Source organism: Vibrio sp. NH-UV-68 (assembly GCF_042940635.1).
Classification (GTDB): domain Bacteria; phylum Pseudomonadota; class Gammaproteobacteria; order Enterobacterales; family Vibrionaceae; genus Vibrio; species Vibrio pacinii.
In genome coordinates this window covers 254,322-271,980 of sequence record NZ_CP134976.1, presented here as the reverse complement: position 1 = coordinate 271,980, position 17,659 = coordinate 254,322, and the positions used below count along the sequence as shown (strand labels likewise).

Sequence of the window (17,659 nt, the reverse complement as noted above, 5' to 3'; positions counted from 1 at the left end):
TCAGTGTGAAGATATAAAAAAACCGAGCGCTAAGGCTCGGTTTTATAAAGCAATATGTCGATTACAGCTCGGCGTTATGATAAACCTGCTGTACGTCATCACAGTCATCAAGAAGATCAAGGAACTTTTGGAACTTCTCTGCATCGTCACCAGCAACTGGTGTGTGAGTCTGAGGAACAAAAGTAATCTCTTCGACATCCATCGTTAAGTCTGGGTAGGCGCTATTCAACGCTGTTTTCGTTTTGAAGAACTCAGTGTGAGGAGCGAATACCGTGATCACGCCATCTTCTAGTTCAACATCAGTGACATCAACGTCTTCCATCATTAGCGTTTCTAGAATGACTTCATCATCATCGCCTTTGAATTGGAATACCGCTTGGTGATCGAACATGTGAGAAACAGCACCTTCAACACCAATTTTCGCGCCCGTTTTAACAAAGCATTGGCGTACATCTTGGAAAGTACGGTTGCCGTTATCGGTCAGACAGTCAACGATAACACTTACGCCACCAGGGCCAAAACCTTCATAGCGAGCTGGTTGGTAGTCTTCACCACCACCACCAGTCGCTTTATCGATCGCTTTATCGATAACATGCGCTGGGACTTGGTCTTTTTTCGCTTTCGTGATCAGGTGCTTCAGAGACAAGTTCATGTCTGGATCTGGACCACCGTTTTTCGCGCACATGTAAATTTCTTTACCGTATTTGGAATAAACTTTAATTTTTGCGCCTGCAGTTTTTGCCATAGAGGCTTTGCGCACTTCAAAACTTCTTCCCATCGGGATCTTCTCTCTAATTCAATTTAACGCGAAGGATTTTAGCAAAATGCGAGCACATTTCAATTTCTCGCTTTGCAGAGGAATAAAGCGAATTACGCCACGCCCATTACTCGTTTATATTTTTCAACAGACTCTAAGAATGACACTTTTTCTGCGTCATCGGCAATTCTCGCTGCTTGCTGATCAATTTCATCAGGCATCGCTTTCGCTTCTCGGAGTTTCCAAACCAAAAACGACGCTTGCTTATCAAGCTCTATCTTGTTTTTCTCGCTCGGCGGAAGAGTAGACAGGTTAATCGACATACCAAGGCTCTCATCTGCAAAATATGGGGAGGGAATATACCACACAAGCGCCTATTGTAGAGAGCCAATCCCTATGTGTGCTACGGAATAGATCAAAAAAATGGTAAAAATAAAGGGTGGTAATCCACTACCGCCCTCTAGTATTTGTGTATGAGTTCAAAACTAGTGCAAAATACCCAGTTCTTTCGCCTCTTCAATAGTCAAGCCGCTTTCTCGAATCTCTCTTAATGCTTCGATACGACGACGAGCTTCGGCAGACTTAACTTGTTTAGTTGGCGATTTTTGCTCTACTTCTTCCGTGAAGTCCCACGTGCTAGCAATTTTACTCATTTCATCATGGTCAATAGAATTAATGGACATAAATACCTCCGAACAAACCATGCAAGGGACAACTAATCTGTAGCAAAATCTACCACCCCTTGTTAAGAATTTTAGCTCGATAATGTGATTGTGCTAGTAGTTCGATAACTCTTAGTGTTTTTTGTATAAATAAGCTTTGCGCCCACTGCTATTGCGCAGTACATTCACAAGATTACCCCGAGCCAAATCAAAGCGATCAACGTCTCATTTTCTGCCGCTTAAGTGTTACCAGCGCGCGTTTCTAACAACTCTCTTAGTCAAACTCCACTCGATATTCTCTTACTAACTCAATGTGCAGTGGCGAAGTCACTTTTCTCAAGCCACACTATATCTATTGACAAAACAATGCTGACGTCTGTAATTCAACAAGGTTGCAAGAAGCGCATCAATGAGGATTGAGAGTATGAGCGAGCTAGAACGTTGGTTAGAAAATATGATGAACTGGCACCAGACCCGAAAGCATGATCAAGAGCCATCACTTGAGTGTTTACTACTCGCAACTCCCCATACACTCTGGCTAGACGCGGTCAGTGATGAGCAAAGCGAAGCCATGGCATTGTGGTTAGACGGTTGTCTGAGAATATTCAAGCGTTGTCATGATAGCCAACCAATCAAAGCCTATCAGTTTCTTCAACTCGCTAGCGCGCAGTTGCAACAATTGGCAAGTTCGAATCAATATGAATTAGTTGTCAAAGATTGGGCAATGAAACGCTTGCAGCTTTTGGTGGTGATGAGTTTGGAGTTTTGCAATCAACGTCCGGAAGATCATTGGCAAACTGAATCAAAGCAATTGATCGAAGCACACGTACGTTTCAGCCAAAGCCTTGCTTGGAATGAATCCCGCAACAATGATCAAGGGGCATGGATCGTCCATTAACAGCAATACGGAACAATGATCAAGGCATTATTATGTTTTAGATTGTTCGAAAACGTCTGTAAGACCTGAATTTTAGACAAAAAAAAGCGAGTTCAGAGAACTCGCAAACTATTCAGAATGAATGTAACAATATGAGCCAATCTATCAGTGACAATCCTATCCCTCATTTATCAGAAAGGACAAAAGGTTGTCTATTCGGGATAAATAATAACCAAGCCTCAGCTCATCATTGTCAGCCCGTTGTCAGAGGAATGTCGTTACTTTGTCTGATCTAACCAAGAGTGTAACAGCGTGTTTCGAGTGGTGGCATAAGCAAAAAAGCCAGCGACAAATCTCACTGGCTTTTTCACTGATCGATGATGTTAGTGGTTAAACCGCCACTTCGTCTAACGCCCTAAATACTGTCTCATCAAGGTGGCCTTCAAAAACCTGTTTGCACACTTTTCGTCTAACCGCGAGGCCGGCGATCAATCGCTCAATCGACAAATGCTTGTTCTCACTTTGGCCATTGTACAGTTCAACCATTTTACTCAAAGTTTCGTAGGGAACGACGTGCTCACCGACTCGTAAGAAATCAAGCTTGTCTATAAGCTCCAGGCACTCTTCTTGGATTGAGGCATGAGTGTGCCCAGTCATGGCTGCTAAAGCCGTTATAGAGCGTTCTAGGGCCTCTGAGGAGGTGTATTTGGATAAGGTTATGGTGATCTCGTCAGCGTTGATCTCAACCAAGTGTTTTCGTTGTTTGACTCGGCGGCCTAATTTGCCACGTGGAGAGCGCTCTTTACGCTGAATAGGCTCAAACTCACCGTCGATGATTTGCGACATCTCTTCGAGCTGCTGTTTCGAGACCATTTCATTGCGCAGAGGGTTAGGCAACGTTGGCGCCATGTTGCGTTTCCCCGCATTGGTCATACGCGCTCGAGAGTACCTTAACACTTCGTCTGCATCACACTTGATATCAAATTGATAATCTTTAATTTTGTCGCCATCGAGCAAGGTCAAAATGGTCAAATGGTAACCCCACAGATTAACCACAAATAACTCATCAGATCCTTTATTGTCTGACAGCTTCTTCAGTTCTCGGATCAGATCCATTGAGAAGCGACGCCATTCGATATTGCGAGCTAACTTCTGATTCAATTCACTGAGTAACATCGAGTCGGTATGGCGGCGTGACATACGGCTACGAAAATAGCTGTACAACTGAAATACTAGCGTGTGTTGCTTTAGAATTTCAGGTGGGAACAAGAAGAAATAATCACGGGTGAGTAGCTCTTCGTAGAATGAGGGTTCCCAAACCAGAATGTATAGGTTCGGTTTAATGCGTATTTCGCCGTCAGCGCCTTCTGTAGGTGCTTCTTCCGATGCGGTAATGGTACGGGCTATAAAACGGAAACGATCGCTCTTGAAGCCTTCTGGCATGTTCTCACTTAACCAACGCCCAGTGAGTTCATGCAGTTGAAAATCGGTAAATTCGATACGATCAATACTATCACGGATTGAATCACGTGCCGGACCACTGTCTTTTTTGCCGCGTAGGGACAAGATATCGGTGATGTAGAGCGGCGTTTTATTGGGTACATGAGTACCATCAAGCTGGTATTGATGCTGGTGATGTTCGTGATATTGAACGGTCAATGTGAACAACGCAAACAGCGTCATCAGATCATCCACGGTCATGATACTTTTTGATGATCGTGTTTCGATCACGGCACGAGTCCCCGAGATCGAGACCATGCTTTTCTGATAACTTTTTCGAGTTCGCGGTGGCGCTAACGCTTGATCAATAATCCCAGCCCAGTTGGTTGGAGAAACGACAAACTGATCCGCCTCGTCTTTCATCGCAGGTGGCGTATTCAGACCGTGTTCATTGAGCAGGCGTTTGTTGACTTGGGTCTGCGCTAATGCCTTGGAACGTTTTTGCTTTTCATTGAGCTTGACCGATTCTGTCACCAAGCTGGTGGCGCCTAACACGGAGATCAATTGGTTAGGGTTTACAAACTGGTGCAGCATGGTTTTGCCTGCAAGGCCTTGTTCGAAACGTACCGGGATCTGCTTGAACAGGCCAATGGTAACGGCTGCTCTGAGGCGTTGTTGGATAGCGGCGCGAGTGACTTGACCGTCGGTGGCATTAATTAATTCCGTGGTCGAGACCAAACCATCTTTGCTACTAAATCCACGTAAAGAAATTAAGTTCAGAAGTTCAACGATACTTTTCGTCACGCCTTTGAAGTGCTGGTATTGCTCGATCCAATTGACCGCAGATTCTGACACTTCAAATAAATGTCCATCTTTGTGGCTTCTTGGCGCTTTGATCAGTAGTTTTTCTTCTGAGCTCATTATTAGATCCGTGTCACAGTAGCCGTAATATCGCTATAGTTCCGAAAGAATAAAGAAAAAAAGATCATAAATAAAGAAAAATTTGTTGCTTTTAAATAACTGATCTTTCTGATTAATATGATCTTAAATGATTATATGATCTAATGATCCGGCTAGTGATTTGGTTGTAAGTTATTGTCTTTAAAAGACTATTTTTTTTAAGGTTGGAAAGCATGATCATGACTTTACCGTAAGCATGATCATTAAGTCACTGAAAGCATGATCAAAAATGTTGGAAACGATGATCATTAAAAGCCTGAATCAATGATCAATGTAATCTAGAAAGCATGATCATCACTCTTGCACATTTTATCCACAGACTTGGCGAGTAAGGTCACTTTAATCATTGTCATCAAAAAGGGAACGGCGACTTTTAATCACGAAACAATGATCAAGGAGAGTGCTATTTTAACCCTGTTTGCTGTTTAATTCAGCATATTTCCTATCGAAAAACAATGTGATGTTTTTATCCACATCATCGCATATTCATTTAAATGTCCGAAAGCATGATCATGTTATTCGGCAGACGACGGCTAATATTTCGATTGCTGTTCAATATTCAAGGTAGAACGAGCATATTTTGGCTAAAGTCAGAATCCATATACATTCAACCGTAAATTAGTTGATATTTTTCATGCTTCCGGGACGCATATACACTTGATCATTTTTCCGATCATTGATCTTGTCTGTGGACCGAAAGCGATCACTCATCATCGTGTAAATCAACCTTGATCATCGTTCCTAGTAGGACTCATCGCTTCGAAAGCATGATCATGAGTACCCTCTTGATCATTGTTCCGTGTTTTAGGTCACTGCCCTACCCTGATGAGCCAAATACGCACGATGACTGATATCTACTGTCACTACTAGGTACGCTCAAATCGAAACGGCACCGTCCGTAAATTAGTGATGAATCTTAATCGTTCCGAGTAAATCTTGTTCAATGATGTTTTTTATTTACAATGTAAATATGTGACGCTGTGACATTTTTAATCTGGTTTATTATTATTAGCAATCCCGACGCTTTTTAGACTATAAATTGACGTCATTTTGTCCATTGAACATTAAATTTATGTCAATTTTATATTTAGTGTGATTTTGCTCGATAATTGCATGTTCACCTTTTTATTGTATGTAATTATAAATGCTGTACAATTGCATTAGTTCAATAACAACGGAATTTGGCAAATGAAACGAGAACAAACCATTGCGAGTCTCATTCAGCTAGCAGAACAAACAGCCCAGGTTCAGGCTGATCGTATCGAAATCGTATTAGAAGAGCGCAGCGATGAACATTTTCCTCCAATGTCGAAAGCATTAATGGAAACTCGATCGGGATTAACACGCCGCAAGCTCGATGACGCAATCAGCAAGCTTGAAGCGGATGGCCATCAATTTACTAAAAATAACGCCAACCACTATTCTATCTCTTTGCAAGAAGCCCATATGCTGATGGATGCTGCTGGTATCCCTAAATTCTATGAACGTAAAAAAAATGGTGACAATAAACCATGGATTATTAATGTTCAGAATCAGAAGGGTGGGACAGGCAAGTCGATGACAGCGGTTCATTTGGCGGCCTGTTTGGCACTAAATCTAGATAAGCGCTACCGTATTTGTTTAATCGATTTGGATCCACAAGGTTCATTGCGTTTGTTTTTAAACCCTCAGATTAGTCTAAATGACCATGACAATATCTACTCTGCGGTAGACGTTATGCTCGACAATGTTCCTGATGGTGTTGAGATCGACAAAGAGTTCTTACAAAAGAACGTATTGCTACCGACGCAATACCCAAATTTGAAAACAGTGTCAGCTTTCCCTGAAGACGCAATGTTTAATGCTGAGGCATGGCAGCATCTGTCTAAAAACCAGTCGCTTGATATTGTCAAGCTGCTTAAAGAGAAGTTAATCGATAAGATTGCCGACGAATTCGATGTCATTATGATCGATACCGGTCCGCACGTTGACCCCTTAGTTTGGAATGCAATGTACGCCTCAAACGCGTTACTGATTCCTTGTGCAGCTAAGCGTCTTGATTGGGCATCAACGGTGAACTTCTTCCAACATTTACCGACGGTATATGAAATGTTCCCAGACGACTGGCAAGGACTGGAGTTTGCTCGTCTAATGCCAACGATGTTTGAAGACGATAATAAAAAACAAGTCGCTGTATTGACCGAAATGAACTACTTGCTTGGTGATCAAGTGATGATGGCGACGATTCCACGTAGTCGCGCGTTTGAAACCTGTGCCGATACTTATAGCACAGTGTTTGACCTTACAACTGGTGATTTTGAAGGTGGTAAGAAAACTCTGGCGACGGCGCAAGATGCGGTTCAAAAAAGTGCTTTAGAACTCGAACGTGTATTGCATAGTCATTGGTCATCATTAAATCAGGGGTAATTAAAAAATGGCTATTAAAACTTCAGATTTGAACGCCAGATTATTTGGCAAAGCGAACAAGCGTAATGTAACGACGCCACAAGAAGCACAGCAGGCCGCTAAAGAGCAGACACAAGTAATTGAGCTAGCCGTTGCGGGTGAAAGTAAAGTGCAGTTTGAGTTGGTTCGAATTCCCGCAGACCAAATCACTGAGCAAACCGTTGTGTTTGCTGAGAATGCGCGTGAACAGTCATTTCTTAACGAACATGCCTTGTCTGATGTCTTAGTTACACTCCGCGAACGAGGTCAGCAGTATCCAGCCGTTGGTCGTAAACGCCAAGACGGCAAGATTGAAGTGCTCGATGGCAGCCGTCGTCGTATGTCTTGTCTGTTGGCTGAGCAAGAATTCCTTATCTACGTTGGCGAGAACATTAGCTCAAAACACGCTAAGTTTCTATCAGACGTAGCTAATGCCCATAAACCGCTCTCTTTATACGAGAAAGGCAAAGAGATGCTGGCAAGGCTTGAAAGTGGCGAAGCTGAGGACCAAAAAGCGTTAGCCAAGATGTTTCAATGCAGCGAAGCATTAGTCAGCGGTGCCTTGAAAGCGGCCGATTTGCCATTGGAGCTTTTGCAAGCTTACCCGAACGTTGCCGATCTGGGTCGCCCGACTATCGTTAAATTGCACAAGCAATACAATTGTCTCGATCAAGGCCAACGCACGCAGCTATTAGAAAAATGTCGCACTAAAGACGGATTTGTTTGGCAGCGTAGCGAATCTCAAGGGGTCGCACGCATTACTAAAGAAGTCAGTGAAACTATTGAAGCTTGGATTGAACAACTCGCACCTACCAAGAAAGGAGCAGTGGCAAAAACTGAGTTGATTAAAGGTCGTGCGAGCTACTCGCGTAAAGGTACGAGCTTAACGCTTAACCTTAAAAAAGTCGACGATACCTTGATGAACGAGATTCTCGACTTGGTCGCGCAAAAACTCAATTAATCGATCTCTCCCAGATCATAGCCGCTTTTTAGCGGCTTTTTTTGTGCCATAATAAAGCCCAACAAAATCCAATCGCCATGCTACTTTCAATGAATCCGATCAAACTGTTTTTCTCGCAGCTTCTTACTCGTGCCTTGCAGCGAAACCATCGATTTGGGGTCGTGCTTAAAGGAAGCGAACAGTGGCAGAATCAAGCTATCGCAACCTTAATCCAACCGCTAAAGTCGGATGAGCTATTTTGTCTTGGTGGTGAAAGTCATCACCTAGCTGCCAAGCAGCTCGCTTTCAATAAAGGTCATCAACTGCTAGGCCAAGAGTGTCGAGTATTGTTGTGTGACATTCGTGATGGGTTTGACGCTAACAGTCTCAGCGCCGCGACAGGTTGTGTTCGGGGCGGGGGGCTAGTGATTGTGATTGCTAGCCAAGCCCAGCCAATCACCCCTGCAGAGCAATGGCTGACGCGTGCATTGGAAAGCTTGTTGGTTTTAACCCCTAATGCAGCGATACCTGCCATACCTGAAGCATTGTCTCCTAAAACATTACCACCTAACGCGGTGTCGAGTGGATTCCAATCCTATTCACAACAGCAACAAGCGATAGATAAAATCATCAATGTCGTTGAAGGACATCGTAAACGGCCATTAGTGATGACGGCCGATCGCGGGCGTGGTAAAAGCAGTGCGCTAGGCATGGCAGCCGCTCAGCTGATGCAAAGTCGAAATATCCATATTGTTTTGAGCGCGCCTTCGCTAGCAGCCGTGAAACCCGTCTTTGAACATGCAGCACGGCTGTTGCCAGAAGCTCAGTTGACCAATCGCTCTATTAAGTTTGAACGCTCTACTCTTGAGTTTGTTGCACCTGATGACTTGTTATCACGCAACGTTGAGAGTGACTTTTTGCTCGTTGATGAAGCATCCGCTATTCCAATTCCGATGCTTCAAGCCATGGTTGAGTCTTATCATAGAGTGGTATTTTCTACCACTATTCATGGCTACGAAGGCTGTGGACGGGGTTTTACGCTTAAGTTTCAATCTTGGCTTAAAGCGCAACGTCCTGGCAGCGTTTTTATTCATCTTGACCAACCCATCCGATGGAACGTCAACGATCCGCTAGAGCAGTGGCTCTTCGATAGTTTTCTATTGAACGCTGAACTTAGCCCTGTGTCATCTGTCTCTGGAGATGTGCATTTAACTCGTCTCGACAAATTAACCTTGTTGGAACAACCAGAGTTACTGCGCGCTTGTTTTGCGTTGCTCGTTAATGCGCATTATCAGACCACCCCGAATGATCTGATGTTGCTACTCGCTGATGATGCGATTCAACTGTATGGCTGTTTTGAACAGCAAGTGTGCATAGGTTGCCTATTGACAGTTGAAGAAGGAAGGCTCGACAACACTCTTATTGAGCAAATCCAGCGTGGTAAACGTCGCCCTAAAGGTCATTTGGTTCCCGTAACCTTGGCCAATCAGTTAGGTATTGCGCTCGCTGCCGAGCAACACAGCTTGCGAATCATGCGCATCGCGGTCCATCCACAATTGCAGGGCAACGGAATTGGACACAAGATGCTCACGCAATTGATTCAGCAGACCGACTTCGACTATTACTCCACCAGCTTTGGAGCAACCGAAGAACTGGTTCGATTTTGGCGTCAAAGTGACTTCTTCCCGGTCAGGTTGGGGACTCAACGTGATCAGGCGAGTGGGTGTCATTCGATTGTTATGCTGTACGGAGCGCCAATCTGGCGACAACAAGCGGAACAATTATATCGACAAACGTTATGTTATGCGTTGAGTGAAAATTTTGCGTCACTTGAGATTGATGTCGTCCGTAGTTTGTTCAGCAATTATAATGCTTCCGTTGAGTTTCCTAGCGCGCAGGGCCTTATACAAAACTATATTCAAGGTGGAGCAAGCTTTGATAGTGTCGCTCCTATACTCGATTTATGGTGGAAACAGTGCCCGCAAATATTACAGCAAGCAAGCCCACTGTTTATTTATCGTGTGGTACAAAGGCACAGTTGGACACAATGTGCTGAACGGTTAAAGCTAGCGGGACGGAAACAGGTTGAACTGACCTTTCGAAGCGAGTTGCAATCACTTATCCAACAAGTTCAGTCACAATCAGGTGATTAATTCATTTGATGATTTACACTGTAAAATGGACATAACTGCCCCAGAATCGGCGGATTTTACAGTGTAAATCAATCCTTTCCTTATCCTCGTTTCATGTCTCCAGAATGATTTATATACGACGAAATCAAACACTATATGTATCAATAACATAAATTTTTATTAGATAAAAAACTCAATCTAACTGTCTAATTAATCGATAAAAATAGTTATAACTATGTATATGATGAGGGGCAGTTCGCCCAATATGTCTATTGTACCGGCTTGCGTATTGTTGAATTGTTCCTACACTGGATAATAAGCAACATGCTTAGTATGTGGTTAGGAATAATAATAAAGTAGCACGGTGATGAAATGGAATATTTATTACCCGAGAACCTTGATATTTCAACGGTTCTTGATAGCACCAATTTATATCAACGTTGGTTAACCAGCGACGGTTCACTAGCAATAGATGCGTCGAACGTTAAGCGAGTCGATGCGGCTGGCTTGCAGGCGCTCACAGCGTTGTTTCTTAGTGCCAAATCCAATCAAGTAACTATTCACCTACTGCATCCGACGGAACTTCTCGTCGAAAGTATTACGACTCTTGGACTAATTAATCAGCTTGATATTCATCACTAAGTTGGAGAAAGGATATGACAAAAATTCTTGCTGTGGATGACTCTGTTTCGATTCGCCAAATGGTAAGCCACACTCTGCGAGATGCAGGATATGAGGTCGAGACAGCGAACGATGGTCGCGATGCTTTAAGTAAAGTGACAAGCGCTAAATTTGATGTCGTTATTTCTGACGTCAATATGCCTAACATGGGGGGATTTGAACTGGTTAAGGCATTACGTGAAAAGCCTCAATACAAGTTTATTCCAATTTTAATGTTGACCACCGAAGCCAGTACTGAAAAAAAACAACAAGGTAAGTCTGCTGGTGCGACGGGCTGGTTAGTAAAACCATTTAATCCTGACACGCTACTAAAAACATTAAAACGCGTGATTTAACCTCGAAAATATTATAAGTCGTCACGACAACGTCACACGGTAGGGCGAACAATGGCTTTAGACATGGAACAACTGCGCAAGATGTTTTACGAAGAATGTCGTGAAAATCTTAATGTGCTTGAAGAAATACTGCTGAATTTGCAGGTCGATCAGGTCGATGACGAGTCGATCAATACTATTTTTCGTGCTGCACACTCTATAAAAGGTGGAGCAGGGACGTTTAACCTCCTCGACATCAGTGAGTTTACTCATAGTGTTGAAGCCTACCTAGATTTGGTACGTAATCATCAGCGTCATCTCACTGCGCAAACGGTCGACTTGCTGCTCAAAAGTGGCGACTGTATTCACAATATGCTTGAAGGTCATGAACTGGGGAGTGAGGTTAATACCGAGCTCAAGCAGCAAGTTACGCAAGATCTGGTGGCACTGCTTGATGAACCTGCGTCATCCACTGACGAGGTAACGGCCAGTAATGCCGAACCATCCGACGCTGTTGAAACCGATGCCAGTGAGCAGCCATGGCTGATTCATTTTGTCCCTCACCAAGAGATGTTTTTTAGTGGCAATGACCCATTAAGGATATTAAGGGAGTTGAATGAGCTTGATGAGAGTTGCGTGATCCAAGTTGACTGCTCTCGTTTACCCGAGATAGAAGCGATTGAATCTGAACTTTGTTATTTGAGTTGGTCGGCAACGCTTAGCGCTTCTATTGAACGAGAACAGATAACCGAGATATTTGAATGGGTTGAAGATGAATGCGATCTCACAATTGAACGTCTTGACCTTTCCCCCACAGAATCTGGCGTAGAACCATTAGTTAAGCAAGAGGTTGTGGCAGACAGTCTTGCTCCGACTGAGCAAAACATGGTGACTAAGCCAGGGCAGAAAACGACCAAACCCGAATCTAGTGTCAGTTCAATTCGCGTCGATATTGATAAAGTGGACAGCTTAATTAACTTGGTCGGGGAATTGGTCATTACCCAATCGATGCTGACAGAAATTGGCAACGATTTTTCCTTGGATAAACTGGATAACCTCAAGTCCGGTCTCGAACAACTGCTGCAAAATAGTAAAGATCTGCAAGAGAACGTACTCAATATTCGTATGTTGCCAGTTAGCTTTGCTTTTAGTCGTTTCCCTCGTTTGATTCGCGATCTTTCTGGTCGACTTGATAAAAAAGTAGACCTGAAAATAAAGGGTGAACAAACCGAATTAGATAAAACCGTGTTAGAGCGCATTGTTGACCCTTTAGTTCATCTAGTCAGAAATGGCATTGACCACGGTATAGAAGCTCCCGCTGTTCGAGTTGAAAAAGGTAAACCCTCTGCTGGGACGATAGAGCTCAACGCATACCATCAAGGTGGTTCGATTGTTATTGAAATCAGTGACGATGGCGCCGGTCTCGATTGCGACAAGTTGTGGAACAAAGCGCTGGAAAAAGGTGTATTGCCGAGAGACTCTCGCCGCGAAGAGTTTTCTGACAAGCAACTGATGAATCTTATTTTTGCTCCCGGATTTTCGACCGCAGAACAAGTCTCTGATATTTCAGGGCGTGGGGTCGGGATGGATGTTGTTCGACGCAACATCGAAGAGCTAAGTGGTCACATTGAAGTGGAGTCTGAGCTAGGGCGAGGTAGTCGTTTTATCATTAGTTTGCCACTGACATTAGCCATCTTAGATGGTCAGTTGGTTAAAGTGGGTGGCGAAGTCTACGTGATTCCTTTGCTCACTATTGTCGAGTCGATACAAATCGACCCTGAGAGCATTAAGTTAGCTTCAGGAGGCGTTGAACTTTACCGTCTGCGCGACGAGAACATCCCCATTTTGCGTCTGCAAGATGAACTAGAGATGGGCGTTAGCGGAAAGCTTGACCGACAGCTGATCTGCTTTGTCGAAGCGGCGGGGAATCGCGTCGGCTTGCTGCTTGATGAGCTGCTTGATCAGCAACAGGTTGTGATTAAGAGCCTCGAATCTAACTACAGTAAGGTCGCCGGAATTTCTGGTGCCACCATTTTAGGTGATGGTTCGGTATCACTGATTTTAGATATTCAAGGTTTGATTACCGGCTTTACTCATCGTAGTAATGATTCCTCACACAATGGTTTGGCCGCTTAGGGAGTTGCGATGGACAGTATCAGCATAGATAAACCTCAACCGGAGCACAACGCGATGTCGTCGCAGGCTCACCTTACCGATGTGGACGCTCTTAACGAAGCCGTGAGTAATGAAGTCAGTGAAAATGCCGACTTTTTGAGTTTTGAGTTAGCTAATGAACTCTATGGTGTTGATATTAAAGATGTTGAAGAGATCCGTGTGTGGGAGAAACCAACGCCTATTCCACGTTCACCGAGTTTTGTGCTGGGCGTGATCAACCTGCGTGGCATGATCGTTCCGGTCATTGATCTTCGAGCAAGGTTTTCGGTCGGAGAGTGTCAATATCTGCCAACCACCGTGGTGATTGTATTGCGTTCCAGTGGTGATAACGATGACAAAATGATGGGACTGGTGGTCGATGCGGTCAGTGATGTCGTGAGTCAGGGGGACAATGTGCTTTCGCCGAGTGTTGGCGATTCACTGGTTACGCCATACCTACAAGGCATTGTAAATGTTGGCGAGCGTGTAATGTCTCTGCTTGATACGGATGAACTGCTCAATATTGAGCGGATTTTAAGGAACCCAATATGACTAAGGAATTCCTCAGTTTTTTGCTTGAAGACGAGGAGTATGCCGTGCCCATTCTCGATGTCAGAGAGGTCAGGGGCTGGACACCGGTGAGGAAGGTGCCCAATTCTCCTAACTATATGCAAGGCGTACTGGAAATTCGTGGCGAGTACATACCGATTGTTGACTTGAGATTACGCTTTGGTTTATCTGCCGCCGAAATCAACGCAACAACGGTTGTGATTGTACTTAATGATCAGCAACGGCATCCCCTAGGCATTATCGTGGATGGGGTGTCAGAAGTGTATTCACTGACTAATGAGCAAATAAAGCCATCGCCGCACGTCAGTGTCGATGTTGATCATCGATATGTGCAAGGCATTGTTTCGGTACCCAATGGACATATGGTCCTAATTAATATGCAAGCTTTGTTCGATACAGCAGAGCTCGCGCAACCCAGCCAAACGGAAGAGAGTTGGGCTTAATGCCAACGTAATGACAGTTTATTCGTTTTGGTACAACGTCAGATGAAATAACCAGTGAGAGGTAACTCATGGCATTTTGGAATAGAAACACTGCGCCTGAAACTCAGTTTGTCGCCCCAACGCAGGACACACTCGCGCAGGAGTTTGACATCGAAGAAGATCAAGGTTTAAGCAAAAGTCAGCTTTTTTCTGCACTCAATGCGGCACAAACGGCATTGATGATGATCGACCGTGATTTCAACATCACGTATCTCAATAGCAAGTCACTTGAGTTGTTTAAAACTCATGAAGTCTTATTCCAATCCGTATGGCCAAACTTTAAGGCTTCTGAGGACTTTTTATTGGGATATTGCATTGACTTGTTCCATGCCAACCCTAGTCATCAGCGTCAGCTGTTATCGAATCCGGGAAACCTACCTTACATTACAACGATTAATGTTAAGGACGTCAAAATAGAGCTCAATGTCGGAGCGATTATTGATGAGTCTGGTGACTACGTCGGTAATACTCTTGAATGGTCTGATGTTACCGACAGTATTCGCAAAGAACAGGAATTGAGTCGTCTTCAAGCGGCGATTGATCAAGCTCAAACTGCGATGGTAATGATAGACCGAGATTTTCTCATCACCTACATCAACCAAGAAACGCTGAAGCTATTTGGCCTTCACGAAGCGACGATGCGTAGTGTTTGGACAGGTTTCACTGCCAGTGAAGAGTGGTTGATGGGGCGTTGTATTGATGATTTTCACCGTAATCCGGCTCATCAACGAGCGTTACTTGCTGATCCAACGAACTTGCCTTTCAGCACTGACATTCAAATTCAAGATCTTAAGATCGAATTGAATGTTGCTGCTATTCATGACGCATCGGGCAATTATATTGGCAATACACTTGAGTGGCGAGATGTGACTCAAGAGCGTGCTAAAGAAGAGGAAATTGGTCGCTTAGCCTCTGCGGTAGCAGGGATGACGACTAACCTAATGATGGCTGATAAAGAAGGCATCATCACCTACTTGAATCCTTCTCTAGAGAACTTAATGCGCAGTCGTGAAAGTGATTTGCAAAAAGTCTTACCCAGTTTTGATGCAAGTAATTTGGTTGGGAAAAATATCGATGTTTTCCATAAGAATCCAGGTCATCAACGTAACATTATCGCCAATCCTGATCGGTTACCTTTTTCATCCAACATTAGCGTCGGGGGACTGGAATTTAATTTAACCTGTATCGCGATGCACGATAGCCAAGGTAACTATATTGGCCCAGCGCTGCAGTGGATCGATATTACCGAGCAGCAAGATGGCCAGCGTCAGGTCGAGTCATTAATTCAAAAAGCTATTGCTGGTGAATTGACTGATCGTATTGATACCAGTGTGTATAACGGCTTTATGCGTGAATTGGGTAACGGTATTAATAATCTTCTCGATACAATGGTTGCTCCCCTTGGCCAATGTATTGATGTGATGAGCCAAGTTGCAGATGGCAATCTCAATATCACCATGCCGGATGATAATACCGGAGAATTTGCCCGCTTATCCCATGCGGTGAATACCTCGATTGTGAATTTGCGCAATATGGTTGAGAAAATCACTCAATCATCGGCACGCGTGGCAACTGCATCAACGGAAATTGCAGAAGGTAATAACGACTTGAGTCAACGCGTTGAAGCTCAGGCCTCTAACCTAGAAGAAACCGCAGCAAGTATGGAGCAGATGACGGCAACGGTACGTCAAAATGCCGATAATGCCCGTGGTGCGAATGAACTGTCTGACGATGCGGCGAAAAAAGCCAGTAAAGGTGGAGAAGTGGTCGGCCAGGCTGTGTCGGCGATGGCAGAGATTAACACCGCGAGCAAGAAGATTGCTGACATTATCGGTGTCATTGATGAAATTGCATTCCAAACCAACTTATTGGCACTGAATGCAGCTGTCGAGGCAGCCAGAGCCGGTGAGCAAGGCCGCGGTTTTGCGGTAGTGGCGGGTGAAGTCCGTAATCTAGCGCAGCGCAGCGCGGCAGCGGCAAAAGAAATTAAAGGTTTGATTAAAGACAGCGTAGAAAAAGTGGATGAAGGTTCACGCCTCGTCGATGAGTCAGGTTCGACACTGAATGAAATCGTCGATGCCGTCGAGAAGGTGACTGAGCTGATTGCACAAATCGCCTCTTCTAGCCAAGAGCAGTCGACAGGTATTGATGAAATCAACCGAGCGGTTGCCACTATGGATGAAATGACGCAGCAAAATGCGTCTTTGGTCGAGCAAACGTCAGCTGCAAGCCAATCTCTCAAAGATGAAGGTAAACAACTGCTTCATTTAATGAACTTCTTTGTCACTGATACGAATGTGACGACGTTTGAGTCAAAACCTGGTTCAGCAAGTCGAGATACGAATATCAGAGAGATCAGAACACCAAAAGTCGCAAATTCGAGCTTCAAGCTTGAAGAGGATGGGGACGAATGGGAAGAGTTCTAGCACAATCCGAAAAGACAGTGCCAGATGAGTTTGAGCTATCGGATAAAGATTTTAAATATATTCAGTGGTTCATGCACAAGAACGTTGGCATCTACTTTTCCGATCGTAAAAGAACCATGGTGTATGGGCGTATTAGCCGTCAATTAAGGCGGTTAGGCCTACGCCGTTTTAGCGATTATCGTCAAGTCATTGAGCAAGATTCGCAAGAGCATGCGAATTTCATCAACTGCTTGACGACCAATAAAACTCAGTTCTTTCGCGAATATCATCATTTTGATTTTCTCGAAAAGGTATTGATTAAGGAGTGGCAGCAACAAGGGCTGAATAAATTGCGTATTTGGTCGGCGGGTTGTTCGACGGGGGAAGAGCCTTACAGCTTAGTGGCTTCGCTTCACTGGGCTAAGGTGTTGGATCATATCGACGATGTGAAAATCTTAGCGACTGATCTTGATACTAAGGTACTTAGCCACGCAGAGCTTGGTATTTACGATAAAGCGGCGGTGTCGAGTATTCCGGCGAAGTACCTTAAGCCATGTTTTGTTAAGGGGACAGGCGCGCAAAAAGGCAAGATAAAGAGCAGAGTCGGCTTGCAGCAGTTGATCGAGTTTCGCCAACTTAATTTATTGCAGAACTGGCAATTTGATCAGACGTTTGATCTGATCGCTTGCCGCAATGTGATGATCTACTTTGATAAAAATACCCAGCGGCAGCTACTCGAACGATTCTATCAGCAGCTTAAGCCAAATGGTGCGCTGTTCTTAGGCCACTCAGAAAGTGTGCCAGCGGATATGGATTTGTTCCATCACTTAGGCCATACCATTTATGTTAAAAAATAGGAGG

Annotated in this window: 15 protein-coding genes; 11 read left to right on the top strand and 4 right to left on the bottom strand. The window is 44.2% G+C overall.

Annotation, left to right across the window (positions count from 1 at the left end; all coding sequences use genetic code 11):
• Positions 1-61: 61 nt before the first annotated feature.
• From ViNHUV68_RS15700 to ViNHUV68_RS15690, 3 genes are all read right to left on the bottom strand, one after another.
• Positions 62-778, bottom strand: a complete 717-nt coding sequence (locus ViNHUV68_RS15700; RefSeq protein ID WP_038173395.1) for a YebC/PmpR family DNA-binding transcriptional regulator — start codon at positions 776-778, stop codon at positions 62-64.
• A gap of 92 nt (positions 779-870) precedes the next feature.
• Positions 871-1,080 carry a DUF3283 family protein gene (locus tag ViNHUV68_RS15695; RefSeq protein WP_038173394.1) on the bottom strand — a complete coding sequence of 70 codons (210 nt, stop codon included), beginning with the start codon at positions 1,078-1,080 and terminating at the stop codon, positions 871-873.
• A 162-nt stretch (positions 1,081-1,242) separates the two neighbouring features.
• Positions 1,243-1,440: a PA3496 family putative envelope integrity protein gene (locus ViNHUV68_RS15690; protein ID WP_038173393.1), complete on the bottom strand. Its 198-nt coding sequence runs from the start codon at positions 1,438-1,440 to the stop codon at positions 1,243-1,245.
• Between the two features lie 403 nt (positions 1,441-1,843).
• On the opposite strand from ViNHUV68_RS15690, the gene ViNHUV68_RS15685 reads away from it, so the two are divergent.
• Complete coding sequence (locus ViNHUV68_RS15685; RefSeq protein WP_038173392.1) at positions 1,844-2,317, top strand: hypothetical protein; 474 nt, start codon at positions 1,844-1,846, stop codon at positions 2,315-2,317.
• Positions 2,318-2,686: 369 nt separating this feature from the next.
• Here the strand turns inward: ViNHUV68_RS15685 and ViNHUV68_RS15680 are convergent, their stop codons facing one another.
• On the bottom strand, positions 2,687-4,657 hold the full coding sequence (locus ViNHUV68_RS15680; RefSeq protein WP_038173391.1) for a replication initiator protein RctB domain-containing protein: 1,971 nt from the start codon (positions 4,655-4,657) through the stop codon (positions 2,687-2,689).
• 1,227 nt (positions 4,658-5,884) lie between these two features.
• Between ViNHUV68_RS15680 and ViNHUV68_RS15675 the strand changes: the two genes are divergently transcribed.
• The 10 genes from ViNHUV68_RS15675 to ViNHUV68_RS15630 all read left to right on the top strand — a co-directional run bounded on the left by ViNHUV68_RS15675 (position 5,885) and on the right by ViNHUV68_RS15630 (position 17,655).
• On the top strand, positions 5,885-7,102 hold the full coding sequence (locus ViNHUV68_RS15675; protein ID WP_038173389.1) for a ParA family protein: 1,218 nt from the start codon (positions 5,885-5,887) through the stop codon (positions 7,100-7,102).
• 7 nt (positions 7,103-7,109) lie between these two features.
• On the top strand, positions 7,110-8,081 hold the full coding sequence (locus ViNHUV68_RS15670; protein WP_038173387.1) for a ParB/RepB/Spo0J family partition protein: 972 nt from the start codon (positions 7,110-7,112) through the stop codon (positions 8,079-8,081).
• A gap of 89 nt (positions 8,082-8,170) precedes the next feature.
• Positions 8,171-10,213 carry a GNAT family N-acetyltransferase gene (locus ViNHUV68_RS15665; protein WP_391091452.1) on the top strand — a complete coding sequence of 681 codons (2,043 nt, stop codon included), beginning with the start codon at positions 8,171-8,173 and terminating at the stop codon, positions 10,211-10,213.
• A gap of 351 nt (positions 10,214-10,564) precedes the next feature.
• Positions 10,565-10,834 carry an STAS domain-containing protein gene (locus tag ViNHUV68_RS15660; protein ID WP_391091450.1) on the top strand — a complete coding sequence of 90 codons (270 nt, stop codon included), beginning with the start codon at positions 10,565-10,567 and terminating at the stop codon, positions 10,832-10,834.
• A gap of 14 nt (positions 10,835-10,848) precedes the next feature.
• The gene (locus ViNHUV68_RS15655) at positions 10,849-11,208 is read left to right on the top strand and encodes a response regulator (protein WP_038173383.1); all 360 of its coding nucleotides are present in this window, start codon (positions 10,849-10,851) and stop codon (positions 11,206-11,208) included.
• A 51-nt stretch (positions 11,209-11,259) separates the two neighbouring features.
• Positions 11,260-13,323 carry a chemotaxis protein CheW gene (locus ViNHUV68_RS15650; RefSeq protein ID WP_391091448.1) on the top strand — a complete coding sequence of 688 codons (2,064 nt, stop codon included), beginning with the start codon at positions 11,260-11,262 and terminating at the stop codon, positions 13,321-13,323.
• A gap of 54 nt (positions 13,324-13,377) precedes the next feature.
• Complete coding sequence (locus ViNHUV68_RS15645) at positions 13,378-13,893, top strand: chemotaxis protein CheW (RefSeq protein WP_038173578.1); 516 nt, start codon at positions 13,378-13,380, stop codon at positions 13,891-13,893.
• Complete coding sequence (locus ViNHUV68_RS15640; protein ID WP_038173380.1) at positions 13,890-14,354, top strand: chemotaxis protein CheW; 465 nt, start codon at positions 13,890-13,892, stop codon at positions 14,352-14,354. Before ViNHUV68_RS15645 ends, ViNHUV68_RS15640 begins: the two co-directional genes overlap by 4 nt.
• A 68-nt stretch (positions 14,355-14,422) precedes the next feature.
• The gene (gene aer2 / locus ViNHUV68_RS15635) at positions 14,423-16,819 is read left to right on the top strand and encodes an aerotaxis transducer Aer2 (RefSeq protein ID WP_391091446.1); all 2,397 of its coding nucleotides are present in this window, start codon (positions 14,423-14,425) and stop codon (positions 16,817-16,819) included.
• Positions 16,804-17,655, top strand: coding sequence for a protein-glutamate O-methyltransferase CheR (locus ViNHUV68_RS15630; RefSeq protein WP_038173377.1), 852 nt, complete (start codon positions 16,804-16,806; stop codon positions 17,653-17,655). Before aer2 ends, ViNHUV68_RS15630 begins: the two co-directional genes overlap by 16 nt.
• Positions 17,656-17,659 lie beyond the last annotated feature (4 nt).